17 protein-coding genes are annotated in these 16,311 nt (G+C 35.2%); 3 read left to right on the forward strand and 14 right to left on the reverse strand.

All coding sequences use genetic code 11. The annotated features are described in order from the left end of the window. Positions 1-16: 16 nt before the first annotated feature. From purR to ACKF5P_RS10950, 4 genes are all read right to left on the reverse strand, one after another. A complete protein-coding gene (purR, locus tag ACKF5P_RS10935) occupies positions 17-841 on the reverse strand; it encodes a pur operon repressor (RefSeq protein ID WP_408955233.1) in 825 nt (274 codons plus the stop codon). An 88-nt stretch (positions 842-929) separates the two neighbouring features. Continuing rightward, a complete protein-coding gene (locus ACKF5P_RS10940) occupies positions 930-1,706 on the reverse strand; it encodes a nucleotidyltransferase family protein (RefSeq protein WP_408955234.1) in 777 nt (258 codons plus the stop codon). Positions 1,707-1,718: 12 nt separating this feature from the next. Further along, positions 1,719-2,600: a 4-(cytidine 5'-diphospho)-2-C-methyl-D-erythritol kinase gene (gene ispE / locus ACKF5P_RS10945; protein WP_408955235.1), complete on the reverse strand. Its 882-nt coding sequence runs from the start codon at positions 2,598-2,600 to the stop codon at positions 1,719-1,721. Positions 2,601-2,770: 170 nt separating this feature from the next. Then, a complete protein-coding gene (locus ACKF5P_RS10950; protein ID WP_408955236.1) occupies positions 2,771-4,006 on the reverse strand; it encodes a hypothetical protein in 1,236 nt (411 codons plus the stop codon). A 269-nt stretch (positions 4,007-4,275) separates the two neighbouring features. Here ACKF5P_RS10950 and ACKF5P_RS10955 point away from each other — a divergent pair, with 269 nt between their 5' ends. Beyond that, complete coding sequence (locus ACKF5P_RS10955) at positions 4,276-4,791, forward strand: L,D-transpeptidase family protein (protein WP_408955237.1); 516 nt, start codon at positions 4,276-4,278, stop codon at positions 4,789-4,791. Between the two features lie 60 nt (positions 4,792-4,851). Next, positions 4,852-6,528, forward strand: coding sequence for a ribonuclease J (locus tag ACKF5P_RS10960; protein ID WP_408955238.1), 1,677 nt, complete (start codon positions 4,852-4,854; stop codon positions 6,526-6,528). A gap of 182 nt (positions 6,529-6,710) precedes the next feature. Here ACKF5P_RS10960 and ACKF5P_RS10965 read toward each other — a convergent pair whose 3' ends face one another. Beyond that, the gene (locus tag ACKF5P_RS10965; protein ID WP_408955239.1) at positions 6,711-8,318 is read right to left on the reverse strand and encodes an SPOCS domain-containing protein; all 1,608 of its coding nucleotides are present in this window, start codon (positions 8,316-8,318) and stop codon (positions 6,711-6,713) included. A gap of 222 nt (positions 8,319-8,540) precedes the next feature. Between ACKF5P_RS10965 and ACKF5P_RS10970 the strand changes: the two genes are divergently transcribed. Continuing rightward, positions 8,541-8,945 (forward strand): hypothetical protein, encoded by a 405-nt coding sequence (locus tag ACKF5P_RS10970; protein WP_408955240.1) that lies wholly within the window; start codon positions 8,541-8,543, stop codon positions 8,943-8,945. Between the two features lie 23 nt (positions 8,946-8,968). On the opposite strand, the gene ACKF5P_RS10975 is transcribed toward ACKF5P_RS10970, so the two are convergent. The 9 genes from ACKF5P_RS10975 to ACKF5P_RS11015 form a co-directional block, all read right to left on the reverse strand. Continuing rightward, positions 8,969-9,358 (reverse strand): hypothetical protein, encoded by a 390-nt coding sequence (locus ACKF5P_RS10975; RefSeq protein WP_408955241.1) that lies wholly within the window; start codon positions 9,356-9,358, stop codon positions 8,969-8,971. Between the two features lie 269 nt (positions 9,359-9,627). Continuing rightward, the gene (locus ACKF5P_RS10980) at positions 9,628-10,269 is read right to left on the reverse strand and encodes a hypothetical protein (protein ID WP_408955242.1); all 642 of its coding nucleotides are present in this window, start codon (positions 10,267-10,269) and stop codon (positions 9,628-9,630) included. 137 nt (positions 10,270-10,406) lie between these two features. Next, the gene (locus tag ACKF5P_RS10985; protein WP_408955243.1) at positions 10,407-10,586 is read right to left on the reverse strand and encodes a hypothetical protein; all 180 of its coding nucleotides are present in this window, start codon (positions 10,584-10,586) and stop codon (positions 10,407-10,409) included. Further along, positions 10,570-11,994, reverse strand: a complete 1,425-nt coding sequence (locus ACKF5P_RS10990; protein ID WP_408955244.1) for a hypothetical protein — start codon at positions 11,992-11,994, stop codon at positions 10,570-10,572. The genes ACKF5P_RS10985 and ACKF5P_RS10990 overlap by 17 nt, the downstream gene beginning before the upstream one ends. A 290-nt stretch (positions 11,995-12,284) precedes the next feature. Beyond that, positions 12,285-14,492: a hypothetical protein gene (locus ACKF5P_RS10995; RefSeq protein ID WP_408955245.1), complete on the reverse strand. Its 2,208-nt coding sequence runs from the start codon at positions 14,490-14,492 to the stop codon at positions 12,285-12,287. Then, a complete protein-coding gene (locus ACKF5P_RS11000) occupies positions 14,489-14,911 on the reverse strand; it encodes a hypothetical protein (protein WP_408955246.1) in 423 nt (140 codons plus the stop codon). The genes ACKF5P_RS10995 and ACKF5P_RS11000 overlap by 4 nt, the downstream gene beginning before the upstream one ends. A gap of 130 nt (positions 14,912-15,041) precedes the next feature. Next, complete coding sequence (locus tag ACKF5P_RS11005; RefSeq protein WP_408955247.1) at positions 15,042-15,347, reverse strand: hypothetical protein; 306 nt, start codon at positions 15,345-15,347, stop codon at positions 15,042-15,044. A 128-nt stretch (positions 15,348-15,475) separates the two neighbouring features. Then, positions 15,476-15,763, reverse strand: a complete 288-nt coding sequence (locus tag ACKF5P_RS11010; protein ID WP_408955248.1) for a hypothetical protein — start codon at positions 15,761-15,763, stop codon at positions 15,476-15,478. Positions 15,764-15,914: 151 nt separating this feature from the next. Continuing rightward, positions 15,915-16,274, reverse strand: coding sequence for a hypothetical protein (locus tag ACKF5P_RS11015; RefSeq protein WP_408955249.1), 360 nt, complete (start codon positions 16,272-16,274; stop codon positions 15,915-15,917). Between the last annotated feature and the right edge of the window lie 37 nt (positions 16,275-16,311).

Here is a 16,311-nt window from a genome sequence, read left to right on the forward strand (position 1 = left end):
TCCCCCTTATTTTAAATTATTCTAAACCTAAAACCCAGTCACTAGGCTTAACAACTATCTTTTCTTGTTGTTGATCTATCTCCTCTAATACAACTAAAGAAGTATAGTCTTCAACTAATTTATCTTGAGGAGTAATAGTCTCAACCAATACTCCCATACCCAATACATCAGCTTTAAACTCTTCCATCAAATCTAACATCCCTTTAGCTGTTCCACCAGCTTTCATAAAGTCATCAATAATGATCACTTTAGAGCCTTCTGGCAACGCTTTTCTAGCTAAAGACATTGTCTTTATCTTCCTAGAAGAACCGGTTAAGTAGTTGATACTGACAGCTGAACCCTCCGTAACCATACTATCCTTTCTGATATTAACTAATGGTAAATTTAAAGCTCTAGCAACCATTAAAGCAATCGGAATCCCTTTGGTTTCAATAGTGATTACATACTCAGCTTCTAAATCAGCAAATTTAGTTATGAATATTCTTCCAACTTCATTCATCAAACTAGGGTTGAAGATCAGATCGGTCATATAAATATAACCACCTGGTAAAATCCGTTCCGGATCAGAAAGTTCATTACATAACTCATCAACTACATTCTTTATATCATTAATTCCTTTGGCAGGGATAAACCTAACCCCCCCTGCTGCACCAGGAATTGTTTCTATTTTACCCATCTTCTCTGCTGCAAAAACCCTTCTGACTATTGCTAAGTCCTCACTGATGGTTGATTTCGCTGCATCAAAGCGTTCAGTAAAATAATTTAAAGAGAGTAATTTATACGGGTCTTCAACTAAAATCTTAGTTACAGCTACAATTCTTTCACTCCGCCTCATCTTCATTCTGAAATAATGACACTCCTTCCGAACATTCTATTTTAAATAAGATTTAATCTTCATTTTATCATCGATTACTTCTTTTGTAAATACTTTACTTAATATTTGAACTCGCCTCCTGATAAAACTCCCGGGCCAACACCAATTGCTTGGGGCGATCAATATCAAATCCAAGCTCTGGATAGTCAACTATTACTGCCTTGCCTTGATAACCTGTTAGATTAGCAACCTCTTCTTCAATTAAGTCTATCGAAAGTCTACCTGTCAACAACTTAACAATAAACTTAAACCCTAATAGATAAGCTAGTTTCCAAGGTTTCTTTCGCCAAGTCAAGATCCTAGCTAATAACTTTTCTAACCTCAAGATGATTGGCCCATTCAATAAAAATATATTCCCCCCTGTAAAATTTCCTTCCACCAACTTAAAGTATGTTCTAGTATTATCAAAAGAAAAGAGTTGACTAGATTCTTGAGGGATAATTGGATAATAAAAGGCTGCTTTATCAGCTTCACATTGGGCCAAAAAAGATTCAATAGCTTCTACTGTAATTAATGGAATATCTGAAGTTAAAACTAAACTATAAGGTTTATCTGTCTGTCTTAAGCCTAACTTAATATTCTCTAATAGTGTATTCTTATCAGTAGTAAATAGTTCCACATTATCATCTAGCTCTAGATTAGCATGACCTAAATCAGCAGGGCCAATTAAAATTATTCTGTCAACCAATTCTACCTTCTGTAACGTATTAACTACATACTCAACCATCGGTCGATCATTAACCCTGATCAATGCTTCATAATTTTCTTTACTTACTTCAGATAATTCCCCATTATTGACAGCTCCTGCTAATACAATAGCATCTAACCCCATCATACTTCCTCCTTAATTAAATTCAATTGCTTGCTTTACTGTTTTAGATACCATAATCTTGTAATCAGCATTCAACTCTTCTTCTAATTCAACCTTAACTTGCTCTGCACGATCTTGCCCTACTACAAAGCCTAAGACTGTAGGCCCACTACCTGCCATCAAAGCTTTATCAGTCAATTGTTCCATTTTCTTCTTTAAGTTTGCAACTTCAGGATAAATATTTAACGTAACAGTCTCCAATACATTCGTTAAATTATCAATCACTAGATCAGTTTCCCCTATTCTTAATCCTGCTATTACTTTTGCTGTTTGAGGATGGCTTATCACCTGATTTAATTTTAAATTCTGATAAATCATACCTGTAGAAACTTCTAGAGGTGGATTGACTATTACTAAATAAAGTTCTGAGGCAGAGGATAACCTTTCTAATTCAGTACCAATTCCAGTCGCTAATTGAGTTCCTCCTTCTAAACAAAAAGGTATATCCGCTCCTAACTTGGCCCCTCTGAGCATTAACTCAGCCCTTGATAAATCTAAGTTCCATAACTGATTAATAGCTACTAAAGTAGCAGCCGCATTGGTACTACCTCCAGCTAAGCCAGCTGCTACGGGAATCTGTTTATCGACCTTAACTTTAACTCCTCCATCCAAATCAAGTTCACTAAATAGTAATTGAGCCGCTTGATAGATCAAATTATTCTGATCAGTAGGTACTTGAGGATGATTTACTTCAATCTCAATTCCTTCTTTTACTTTTGTAAATGTTAGTCGATCAGCTAAGTCAATAGATTGCATAATCATTTCTACTTCGTGATAACCATCTTTTCTTTTTGCTAAGACATCTAATGTTAAATTTATTTTAGCGTTAGCAGTTAAGTCTAATTTCTTGGACATTCTCTTCACCTCTTGGTTATATTCTTCTTACTATTTATAATATTTAACCATTAAAAATTAAATTCCTTCCCTAGCTTAATCAATTGACAATTAAACCCTTAAAATCAAGCTTCTTTAAGGTTTTTATAATTGTAAATTGTACATTCTTTCAATTGTCCATTGAACTGATGTCAATTAATTTGAAACAAGTTAGTTGGCCCTATATCCTTATTAATCCTCTTTTTTAATCCAGCACGAATCATAAAACTAGGTAATCCATAACTGTATCCTGCAGCTATGGCAAATAAAGCTGACATTATCTTATCATCTGTAAAGCCCTGATTAGCTATAATAGGTAATTCATCTTCCCCATCAAATAAGACTAAATTCTTATCTGTTAAATAAACTGCTGGCTTACCTTGAGCAATTCTCTTTTGTATAATTAAATTACCTTGCTCTAAACTACAAAATAATAATTTCTGTCCATCTAACTGCTCAATCAGCCTTACCAACTGACTATCATCAGCATTTAAGATAATCGTTCCTGTCTCTTTAACTTCGGTTAATAACAAAGAGTCCGCCGTCAATTCTTCTGTTATTCCGTTAACTAATACAAGATCGCTTGTTTGGTAAATCAAACCATTCTGCTCAATTTCAGCTGGAGTTCTTGTAAAAAGTGCAACTTCAACCTCTCGATCACTCAACACTCTCTTTACTTCCAGACCAAATTTAACTATATCTTTCTTTTTCCCTAACTTATTAGCTTCAATTCCTGATTCCTGTAAAATCGTAGTTAAAAAATCGATGGTTAGATTACTCTTATCCTCTTCTACTATTGAAAAGATAGGGATCTTATCAGGGGCCAACAAGTCTATAATCTCCTCCCCAATTCGCTCACTATCTTGAATATAATCGGTTAATTGAATCTTAGAAGCAGGATTAATTTCTATAATAACAGACTCCATTTCTTCCATTATCAGCAATCCAATTTCAGCTATCTTCATTCCTAAAAACTGAGTTGCCTTAATAACTAAATCTCTATCCTGTAATGGAACCTTATTTAGATTTACCCTTTTACTATTTTGATCCACCTCAGATTCTTTCTTAACTCCTGCTACCACTTTAGAATTAATTACCAACAAGTTATAATAATTATTTTGAACCTGCTCATCAAGCAGTTCTTTAGGGTCTGTTCTAAACTGTTGATGAACTGGAAATCCATGTTGCCTCAATAAATTCTCCACTTTAACCTTACTACTAATTAAATTTTCAGCTAAATAAGAATTCTCTTCCGTAATTAATCCCTGTACCAATTTTGCATATCTTCCATATCCTAACTGAAAAAGAGCTCCTCCTCCGTCTAGCTCTAACACTGGAACATCATTCTTACTTGCTGCTTTAGCTATTATTTCACTGGCAAAGTCCATCCTGTCTCCTCCTCCCAGAAGTATTTTGTCCAAAATTTAGAAATTTATTCTAGTCTTTTAACCTTCTTTATCTTACTTGAATATAAATAATATAACAATTCAACTTCAAAAATCAAGCAACCCACAAATTAACACAGATTTAAAATTAATAATTACCATATAACAATAAATTTTCTTAAAACAAAAAAATTTAGTCACGAACGGGTATCTTTTAGCCTCTCGAAATTGATTTTTAGGTTTTATATTCTAAGAATGAAAGGAGGGATTTGATGGCACAGATTCTAATCGTCTTAAACGAGCGTAGGCTATATCTGCTCCAAGATAATCAAGTTGCTAATAGTTTTCCTGTTGCAGTTGGTAAACCAACTACTCCTACACCAACAGGTAACTACAAAATAATTAATAAAATTAAAAATCCTTCTAATCCTGCCTTAGGAAGTCGCTGGATGCAATTTACCACTAGAATGCATGGTATTCATGGCACCAATAACCCAGCTTCAATTGGTAAAGCTGCTTCTTTAGGTTGTGTTAGGATGTATAATTACAATGCAGAATACCTCTATGATCAGATACAAGTTGGTACTCCAATTGAAATCAGACAACAACAAACAAAAGATACGAATAATCCAGATAGCAACTTTACCTATTACACTGTCCAACAAGGTGATACTCTATATCAAATTGCTAAAAAGTTCAATACAACTGTCCAACAACTTGTCCAGCTCAATAACCTGACTAATCAGAATCTAATTTATCCTGGTCAAAAAATTAAAATTCCAAATTAATTTAGTAACTATAAATAGAAAGACTAACTAAAGCGAATAATAAATTAGAGGTGATTGCAAATGAAAGAACAAAATGAAATTTCTATTATTCCACTCGGTGGTAGAGAAGAGGTCGGAAATAATATGATCTTAGTTGAATATGATGATCAAATCTTAATCTTGGATTGTGGAGTTATGTTTCCTACTAATCAAACACCAGGCGTAGATTTAATAATCCCTGATATGTCTTATCTGATTGAAAATAAAGAGCGGGCCAAAGCTGTATTGATCAGCCATGCCCATGAAGATCATATTGGTTCTATTCCTTTCTTACTACAAGAGGTTGATTTACCGATTTATGGAACAAAATTCACTACCAAAATGATCGAAAAAAAATTAAAAGATAACCATCTTGATAAGATAGATCAATTACAAACTATCAAACCAGGACAAACGATAGAATTAGCCCCTTTTGAAATTGAGTTTATCACGCTAACTCACAGTATTCCAGGTGCAGCAGCTATCAGTATTAAGACACCACTAGGAACTATTCTTTATACAGGAGATTTTAAAATTGATCATAGTCCAATCAATGAAACTACTGATTTTAATAGCCTAGCCAACCTAGGGGAAGAAGGGGTTCTAGCTTTATTATCCGATAGTACCAATGCCGAACAAAAAGGCTATTCACTTTCAGAAAAAGCTGTTCAAGAGACTATTAATGACATCTTCTCTACAGTTAAAGGTCGAATTTTAATCAGCACTTTCTCTTCACAACTAGATCGTGTTCAACAAATTATTAATGCAGCTGCCCAAACTGGACGGAAGATAGCACTCTTTGGACGAAGTATGCACGAAAATACTGAACTAGCTGTTGAGCTAGGCTACCTTAATCTACCAGAAGAGCAGTTAATTAATAGTCGAGAAATCAATAACTTTGCTGATGATGAGCTTGTCTTATTAATGACCGGAAGCCAAGGTGAGCCAATGGCTGCTTTAAGTAGGGTTGCTCGTAGGGAGCATAGACAGATTAAAATCAAACCTGGTGATACTGTAATCTTATCTGCTACTCCAATTCCAGGCAATGAAATAGCAGTTGGTAGTACAATCAACCAACTCTTTGCTCAAGGGGCCAAAGTTATTTACGGCAGAGATCTAAGCCTTCATGCTTCAGGTCATGCTTATCAAGAAGAGCTCAAGATGATGCTTGATCTGACTAAACCTGAATATTTTATTCCAGTTCATGGTGAATATCGCCATCTCTACCATCATGCTCTATTGGCCCAAGAGGTTGGTATTCCTAATGACCAGATCTTTATTACTAAAAATGGCTCTAGGCTGAATATCAATTCTGAAAAAGCTTACTTTTCTTCGGATTCTGTCCCTGCTGATAGAGTCTACATTGAAGGGGGAGAAGTTGGCAATCTAGATCAAAAATTATTGACTGAGCGTCATAATCTAGCAGAAAGTGGAGTATTGATGATAGCTTTATCCATATCTAAAAATTCAGGTGAGTTATTAGCTGAGCCCAAGATTACTACTCAAGGATTTAGTTATTACCAAGATTCTAAAAAATTCTTAGCTGAAATCAAAGATCAATTGAAAAAGATTTTAAAGAAAGCATACCAAGAAGATAAAACTCATCTCGCTACCTTAAAAAAGAAGGTTGAAGAATCTGTAAGTGCTTATGTTTATCAACTAACTAAACGCTCTCCAATAATTTTACCACTGATTATTAAAATAACTAAGAATAATTGATATTAAGTTCAAGGTTAAGTCTAAGTTTAAGTAAGACCTAAGACCTTATGGTTTTAATGGTTGGCTTAACCTTAAACTCAGCCTTAAATTTAAGCTATTTTGTAATAAAACAAATCAAGTAAGGGAGATTAAAAATCTCCCTTACTTGATTCTTAGCATTGCTCTTTATTTTTAACTCAATCTTAACCTAAAGGCGGTTTAGGCGGTTCTTTTGGATCATCAATGATACACTTTGGAATGACTAACTTTTGTCCTACCTGAAGTTGATCAGGGTTAACAATATCATTGGCGTCAACAATCGCAGCTACTGTCGATCTATAACGCTTAGCTATCTTATACAAGGTATCTCCAGGTTGAACTACATATACAACTCGGGATGGTCTATCACAAACAGGATCATCGACAATTGGAGAAACAACTACTAAATCTGTTACAATCGTAATTTGCCTAAAATCAGTTACCTTAGCAAATTTAACTAAAGTAGCAGTCATCTCTACAGTTCTCTGGTTTAGCTGAGTAGCTCTAACTCGCTTAAGTCTAACATCAATATAACTGGACATTCCAACTTCTGCTCCAGGTATACCAACAAAATTAGTAAAGTCAAAATCATCCTTGAAGAAGTGAACAGGTTGCTCCTCTAAATCTGCTACATAAAGAACCTTGCCTTGGATTGTTGCTTCAATAGCAACTCCTCCATCTTCTACCCGGCCCATTGGATCACGTAGTTGTGCATTTGCTTCTAAAACCCGCTCTATATCTGGCTTCCCATTGGGAACAATCAATTGCTCTGTCACTGTATCTACAACTGTATCTTCACCAATCACTTCTTCTACCCTAAGTAACTCCTCTTCTATTTCCACTCGATCATCTAAAATATCAGTGATAACCTTAATCTGTTTAGGTTGAGTTACCTTAGTAAAGAACTCAACTAGTGCTTCTACTTCCACCACAGTGCCTTCATTCCTTAATCTAAAATCAAAGCGTTTTAAGAAGATATCAACAAAAGCTGCCATATCGGGTTCAACCCCAGGTAAATCGATAACCTCAGAAAACTCAATTACTCCTTCAGCAAAATGGACTGACTGATCTTCTTCTGTAGAGACATAGACAATACCACCCTCAAAAGTTCCATCAACAATAACCCCATCATCTGTTACATCAACTTGAATTTCATCTACTAAATCGAGATCGACTTTTAAAACTCTCTCTACTGGTGGTTTCTCAGGGGGGACATCAAGTGTTCCTCTAACGATTATCTGTTCTAAATCTTCAGCGATCACACTTTCAATCCGTAACAATTCCCGCTCAATTAAATCTTCTTTAATCCCTTTCACATCAGTGACAATAGTGATCTGACGAAGGTCAGTTACCTTAGCAAATTTTCTAATTACAACAGTAACCTCTACCGTTCGTTCATCAACAAAGTCATAAGTAGCTCTAATGATATTGACATCACCAAAGGCAGCCATTCCTTCTTCTGCTTCTGGAATATCTATAAAGTTAGTAAACTCAATTGTCCCTTCAAAATAATGGACTGGCTGCTGAGGATCCTCTTCAGGAGCATCTGCAACATAGATCACTCCTACATCGATTACTCCCTCTAAAACAGCTCCTCCATCCTCTGCTTCCGTTGTAACATTTCTAATTGAAGTATCAACTTCTAAAATTCGTTCTATATCTGGCTTCTGGTCAACAGGGATCTCTACCTCCCTGGTAATTGACTCTCTAACTGTATCTTCGCCAATCACATAATCTACCTTGACCGTTTCTTGCTTAAAATTAATCGCCATTATCTTCCTCCTTTCTGTTAGCTAACTAATCTAGCTTTCATATATAATATATGCAAGCAGATTCAAAATGTGCACAACTTTTCTTTTACAATTATTGGATAATCATTTTGATATTTGTTGCATAAGTATAAATATATACAGCCTTAGTATAAGGTTAAATCTTAGTTTAAGTAACCCATTTTAAAATGTAAATCGTGAATAATCAAAAAAGGAGGGGATTTAATGCCTTTAAATTATCCAGATCATATATTACCGCACCCTCTAGTACAGTATATTCCTTTAAGAGTACGAACCAGAGACTTCACTACAAGCTGGGCCAACAATTATAACCATCACTTATTTATCTTTGACAATCAAAAACAGGCCCAAAAAAGATTAGATATGTATAATTTAAGTTATCCTGATAACTTAAATTTTTCTAATCAACTACTTCTATTATTTCTTAATGGAAGAGTCAAAGAAATATTTTATCGTGCCTACAACGCTCAAACAATTGTTGAAGTGATTGAAGATAGTTATCATCTGTTTACCATCCCTAAGCAGTACTTCTATAAGGACACTATCATCTTCAATCTCTTTTTAACAGAAGGCACAAAAATATTAAGTGAAAGATATCAATTGAGCTAAATAGCTCAATTGATATCCCAATCTTATCCTAGATAAATACCAGGGTTAGTATTGATCTCATCTCGACCTAACTCTTGATTTTCTAGTGTAATTACACCTTCCACTGTATCTTCAGTAAACTGTCCACTCTGAACCAATTTTTCAATATTAAATAAAGCAATAACCTCTTCTTGATCTTGGTTATCTACCTTTGAAGCAGAAACTCCAAGGCCAGATACTGGAGCTCCTTTCTTAGAGACCCCAAAAAATTTTAGTTCATCAGCTTCTAAATCATAATTATCAATTTTGACTGATAGATAACCTGGAATTTGATCTTTACTCATCTCGAATAGATAACCACATTCAATATCGCTTTTATTATTGACAGTTAAGTTTCTTTGAGTTACTGATTTATTTGTCTTTAAAGCCTTCATTATGACCCTCCTTGATTTATTTATTAGCCTTTATAATGATATTATTCTTTCTAGCGAAATAAAACTAAACCTTTTTGTAATTTTTAGCTTCTACTATTTTTCCTTCTTCTTACTAGTCATTTTATGCAATTATCAAACTTGATATAATTATAATCTTAAAAATTTTAAAATATCAAAAACTTCACTAGTATTGATAGCGAAGCTTTTGTTTCAAAAATTAACTTTTTTTAATTTTAACTAAGAATAAATAAATTTAATTTCTATGATTTCTAACACTCGGTGATATTAATTGATTGTCCTAATAAATCTACTACACCACTATCATACTCTTCATCAGGACAGATGATTGACATTTGAAGTGTACCAGGTGTGGTTGCCAATTTATCTGTCACTTCTAAAACAAAATCACAAACTCCTTGATTGACTCCACCAATTGTAACCTGTGCTTTACCTTCAACTACAACTGTCTGCTCATCATAACTAATAGAGGTGACTTCTCCTGGGCCAAACGGCAATAACATAAGTTCTACATCATCTTTACTACGAGTATCTTCATATAATATTTGGGCTGACTTAGGATGGGTTACGACTTTTAATTTTACTGCTGATGGAGATTCAGAGAAATTAGGAAAAGAAATATTTGTAATTCCAGTAATTTTATATTTAGCTTTTTCAGATTCTAATGTTGAAGATGGTGGTTCAACTCGCTCACTTACTACACAGATACAATCGAGTGCAATGTAAGTTAGATTACAGGCATTATCAGGAGTTAATAATATTAGATAATCATCAGCTACCTCACCGATACACCCAGTAAGTTCACAGCAGTTGGCCCCAGGGGTAATAATGATAGTAATAACCTTATTGTCATCGACCAATCTCTCCAGTACCTTTCTCTTAAACTTTGACATTCACTTCCCTCCTTTCTGACTAAGATTATTATATTGTATGATAGGTTAATAGATCTCTGTGACTATAGCAATATACAAAGTAATAATTTTAGTCATTAAATTCCACAACCCTTTCTTTGAAACCAATACATAATATGTTAAATATTTCTTCTATGTGATAAACAAAAACCTAGAGGTGAAATCCCTCTAGGTTTAAAAGCATTAACTGCTAAAATATTATAGAAAAGAATTGTGAATCCTTTGACCTCTACCTGCTTCAATAGATAACCCTTCCGCTTGGAATGATTATCTATTGCTACTTTAAGGACAATCTTCAATAGTCAAACTCCCCCGATGATCTACTACACCACTATCATGGGCCAACTCATCTTGTTCTGGGTTCTGAGGCTCAATCACCATTCTAAACTGATCAGTACCAGGTGGTCCTTCTCCACCATCCCAAACTTCAAACTCATAATCTACAGAACCAGTAGTAGCACCAGGCCCAGTACCCCTAGTAGCTGTGCCTTCACCGGTAATTTCCATCCTGTAAGGACGATCTTCAAGCTCAATACACTCAATCTCAAACGTTTCTGCTACTAAGTTTAATTGATCTCCTCTATGGGTAACTTTATATTCTAATGAGCTACCTTCAATAGTACAATTAGGACATACATCTAGATCTACTATCACAGCAGTTCCTTCATGAAAGTCATCTTCTGGATTGTTTACCTCTGCACTACCACTACCTGTTAATTTACAGCCACATTCTGGATCAATTGGGGGTTCATCATTACATGGATCGCTTGGAAGTTGAAATTGCCCTTTAACCTTAACCAGCCTCACATTAGGACATCCTGGCTTTTCTATCACTTCTGTATCAGTTACATCTATTTTACCTTCAACAGCCAATGGATTGAAGTCAGCACAAGGGTCACTATCACATTCATCAGCACGAACAGCACCTACAATATTATTTACAGGTAGACTACCAGTACAAGAGATGTCAACTCGCTCACCTGGTTGAACTCCATCTGGATTAATTCTACCACCTTGATCCCCTTCAACTGCATTGCGAATACTGATCATATATTCAATACAACCTACCATCTTGACTGTGTATAAGTTTATAGGAACTGTGAATTCATTACAGTTAACCTTAACTGTACAATTAACTGTATCCTTTTCTAAACAACAACTTAATTTATTATCTACATTAAAAGCAAATCGATAGTTATTTGGATTTCTTAACGCTCCTGTTCTAATATCAAAGTTTGCTGGCACCTGGATAAAGCAACAAAAGTCAACTGTATCTTCTATTGGGAACTCATTATTATTTGAACAACCATTGCTTTGAGTGCTCAAGCCTTCTTTAGCTATTTCTTCAAGCTCTTTTTCACTTATTCCAATTTGATCTACCATCTTCTCTCCTCCTCTCATAATTTCTTGATTATAATTCTTTAAATCGATCTTTTTTGCTATAGAAACATCTTTATTTATTTCAGTTTTATCTTCTTTTTCATCACCTCCTTTCATAGAACTTTGCTTAGGACACTTATGTAAATTTATAAAAAATTGGTTATATACAACCTGATCATTCCTTATAGAATCAGCAGCCACTTCTGTTCTAACTTCTTCTTTGTTGTCAACAATCATTTCTTCTAAAAATTCTTTTAATTCTATTAAATCCTCCTGTTCTAACTTGAATAATTCGTTAATCATAGTGAATAAGTTTACAAGATTCATCAACCTACTCCTTTCTAGCGGAGGTAAGCCAGCAGACAAAACATAATTTAAATCTATTTGTTATTTATACTATGTTATTGAGGAAAATTTGTGACTCTTTTTCAATACTTCACTTCTAATAAAAAAGACTAACATAAGTTTAATAAAATAAGGTCTTAAAAGATTTCTTATCTGTTATTTTTAATTTATAGCAAATAAGTAAATACTTAAAAAGAGGCTTAGGACTTCTGCCTAAACCCCTTTTAACTTAATACCAAATATATCTTCAAATTAAGAGTAATTAAATAATTTTATGATATATCTATTGTCTGAGACTCACCAGGTTCTAGAGTAGGAAAAGTGGCAACTAATCCTAATACATCATCAACTATCTCTATCTCTGTCAATGTTACATTACCTATATTAGTTACTATAAATCTAAATATCGGATCAACACCTGGTGGTAAGGTTGGCCCTGGAGGCGTATCAGCCTCAATAAATGTTTCTCCCTCATCAACTGAAACTAACTTTTGAATTTGAATAGCTGGTTCTACTTCAACTACCCCAACGTAATGAGCTGGGTCATCATCGGTTACGGTGATATCTTCATACTCACCTGTTACTGTTGCAACATTACTTTGTTGACCTTCAGCCCAAGTACCCGTTACATCAACTGTAAATGATTCTCCTGGATCTAATGTTGTTGTTGGAATCGTAATCGGACCTAGCACATCATCCGTCAATGTGATATTTTCTAACGGCACATTACCGGTATTTGTTACCACATATCTAAAGACTGGGTCTATTCCTTCTGGAATAGTTGGCCCTGGTGGGGTATCTGCATCAAAGAATGTTGCACCTTCATCTGGTGATACAAACTTTTCTACGTCTATTGTAGGCTCATCTAAGACGACACCTACATAATGGGCAGGGTCTTGATCACTCACCGTTATATCTTCATAATCACCTGTTACTGTTGCAATATTGACCTGTTGATCTTCAGCCCATGTCCCTGTTACATCAACTATAAAAGATCCCTCTGGATCTAATGTTGTTATTGGAATCGTAATCAGGCCTAGCTCAGTGTCGGTTAATGTGATATTTTCTAGAGGTACATTTCCTGTATTTGTTACGATATATCTAAAAACTGGATCTGTTCCTTCTGGGATAGTTGGCCCTGGTGGGGTATCTGCATCAAAGAATGTTGCACCTTCATTCGGAGAAACAAGTTTTTCTACGTCTATTGATGGATCTGCTACAACTTCTGGACATGGAGCACAGCGGATAAATCTAACATTATCAAATTCTACAAAGGGGCTAATAAACTGCCCGCAGCCTTGTGCATTATTAAATGATATTTCAGTATAATTATCCTGTTCATCACGATCCGTACCTACCGTTGGAATATCCTCATCAATATATTGCCCTTCGTCCACTGGAGCAGGAAAATCATCGTCTGTTTCTGCATCCCCAATCGTATTAAGATCCCAAAATCCTATACCATTTACCACTAAATTATCTGCATCAAATACTTGATCTGAGCTCCCATCAGGACTTCCACCGAACTCTTCTTCCGGGTGTGCTTTAACAAACATTACACTTAATCCACCTGGACACTCTAATCCATCTCCAACCATGATAGAAGAGTTGCTCATATTCATGTTAGCTTCTCCCCGAATACGGAAAATAACTAGCTTTTCTTCCTCTTCTGGATCACTGTTTGTGATAATCCAATCAGAGTTATTAACCTCAAAATCTGTTCCATCATATTGAATATCAATTACAACAAATCCATCATTATTGATATCCATACCTGCTACATCATATATGAGTTTTCCTCCAGCATTCATATCAATAGAATTACGATTGACCAAATCACGAGGATTTGCAGGATCTCCAGAATCGAAAAAAGCATCTCTTGGTAAGTTGCGAATAAATTCTCTCCAAGTACGTAAATCAGTTATTAATTGGGTATGGTCGAATGGAGCTACCCAACCTCTAGCTGGATCGGGAGCAGTATCTGTCATTAAAACGCCTGATAAGGAGTTTTCATCAAAATAATATGAATTCTCTACATCAACTGCCGCTTGATCCCATGTGGTAGCAAACCCTATATCTCCAAATACATTTATATCCTGCAGTGAATAGGTGCCTGTTAGACTTGTTACAGCGACATTACCAGTCCAATCCACGCCGCGAAATAATAGGTTAGCATCAGGCAGGAAATGTGCTTCTTCATTAGAGTCCCATAGCCACCGGTTTACATTAGGATTTGTCGGTTCACTTGGATCAGGAAAAAATACATCGCGAAGGTTTGGACTAGATGGTGCCGGGTACGGTGGCGTAATGTTTGGGGTTATTGGTGATACAAAAAGGTCTCCTGGATCCCCACCTGATAATGTCTGACGGTTAGCTCCAATCTCTTGACTACTGCCAATAGTCACGGCCTCCCCTGCCTCTGATGGTCGCATTCCAATAATTAACCATCTTATAATCTCTTCTACGGAAGGTCTAGTCATTGTGTATTCACCTCCTCATTATTATTTTCTTCTTCTAGAATGACATGATAGTAAACAGTTGCAGTATCTGTATAGGTTACACCCTCATAGATGCCACTAGCTGTAACTGTATTACTTTGCACCTCAATTGGTGGTTCTGGTGGTATTTCTTCCAAAAAATCTAGAACATCTTCTAATTTAAATTGGAGTAACATCTCTTTCTTAATTGGAGTTCTCATAACCTTTGATACACTTCTTTGAAAATCAAGTACCTCTTCAGGGGTCATCTCTCCTTCTTCCATCATTTGAGCTACTGCTTGAATCTTTTCTGCCTCTGCATTCATAAAGTGGGCCAACGCTGTCTCTTCTAGTGCGATTGATACCAATAAATCAGTCAACGCTTCTTCCTGCCCTCTGTCTGGTATTACTGGTGCTGACATTTTATTAATTCCTCCTTTCTTCTAGTTATAGTTTATTATATTCAATGTGTAAAAAAATGTTAACAAAATCAGTCTTATACAAATTAAAAAGAGGAGCTTCTAAGCTCCCCTTTTACTCTTGAAATTTTTATTAGTCGTTGTTGTTATCGTTATTTATCTCTAACTCTCTTTTAAAATCTAAAACATCCTCTAACTTAAATTGTAGTAACATCTCTTTTTTAATTGGAGTTCTCATCACCTGAGAGACACTCTTTTGAAAATCTAGTACCTCTTCAGGAGTCATCTCCCCTTCTTCCATCATCCCTGCAACTGCTTGAATCTTTTCTGCCTCTGCATTCATAAAGTGGGCCAACGCTGTCTCTTCCAATGCAATTGATACCAATAAATCCGTTAACGCTTCCTCCTGCTCTCTGTCTGGTATTACTGGTGCTGACACCTTGAAAAACCTCCTTTTTATTGTATTTAGTATATAATATGTTTTAATTGGTTTTTTGTTACAAATGTCTATTTTGATTCTATATCTAAATACTAAAACCCCCCATTCTTTAGAATAGGGGGTATGTATTAACAATTATCTAGTTCTAACTTTTCTTTAAATTCTAACACATCTTCTAACTTAAATTGCAATAAGATCTGTTTTTTAATTGGTAGTCTCATAGCCTTTTCTACACTTTTCTGTAACTTGATCGCCTCATCTGTATCCATACACTCCATCTTTTTAGCTATCTCCTGCACCTTTTCTGCCTCTGCATTAATAAAGTGGGCCAATGCTGTCTCTTCCAATGCAATTGATTCCAATAAATCGGTTAACGCTTCCTCCTGCTCTCTGTCTGGTATTACTGGTGCTGACACTTCTATCCTCTCCTTTTTTTAAGTATTAAGCCTCAGTTGAATTTAAGGCTCTCTTGGTTGATTCCATATATAATATGGCTAACGATAGCTACGCGTTACAAAAATAAAAATCATCCTTAAAAGGATGATTTTATAATTAATTATTTTCTTTTTAATAGTCATAATCCTCTTGAAACTTATCGTCACAGTCAGTCTGATTATCAGTCTGCTTTAATTCACCACAGTCATTTTTCAACTTACTTTTATTCTCCTTCTTAAATTCCAAAATATCTTCTAACTTAAACTGCAATAACATCTCTTTTTTTATAATATTCTTCATCACCTTAGAGATGCCTTTTTGAAATTCAATCATCTCTTGAGCAGTAACATTGCAATCTTTAGCAATCTTTTGGGCCTTTTCAGCCTCAGCATTTATCAGATGGGCCAACGCCGCCTCTTCTAATGCAACCGACTCCAATAGATCTATCAAGGCACCATCTTGATCCCTTTTTGGTATTTTGGGCATTGACATTCTTTTTCGCCTCCATAAAGGATAGTAATCTCTCCAG

The organism is Natroniella sp. ANB-PHB2 (assembly GCF_046097105.1).
In the GTDB taxonomy this organism is placed as follows: domain Bacteria; phylum Bacillota; class Halanaerobiia; order Halobacteroidales; family Halobacteroidaceae; genus Natroniella.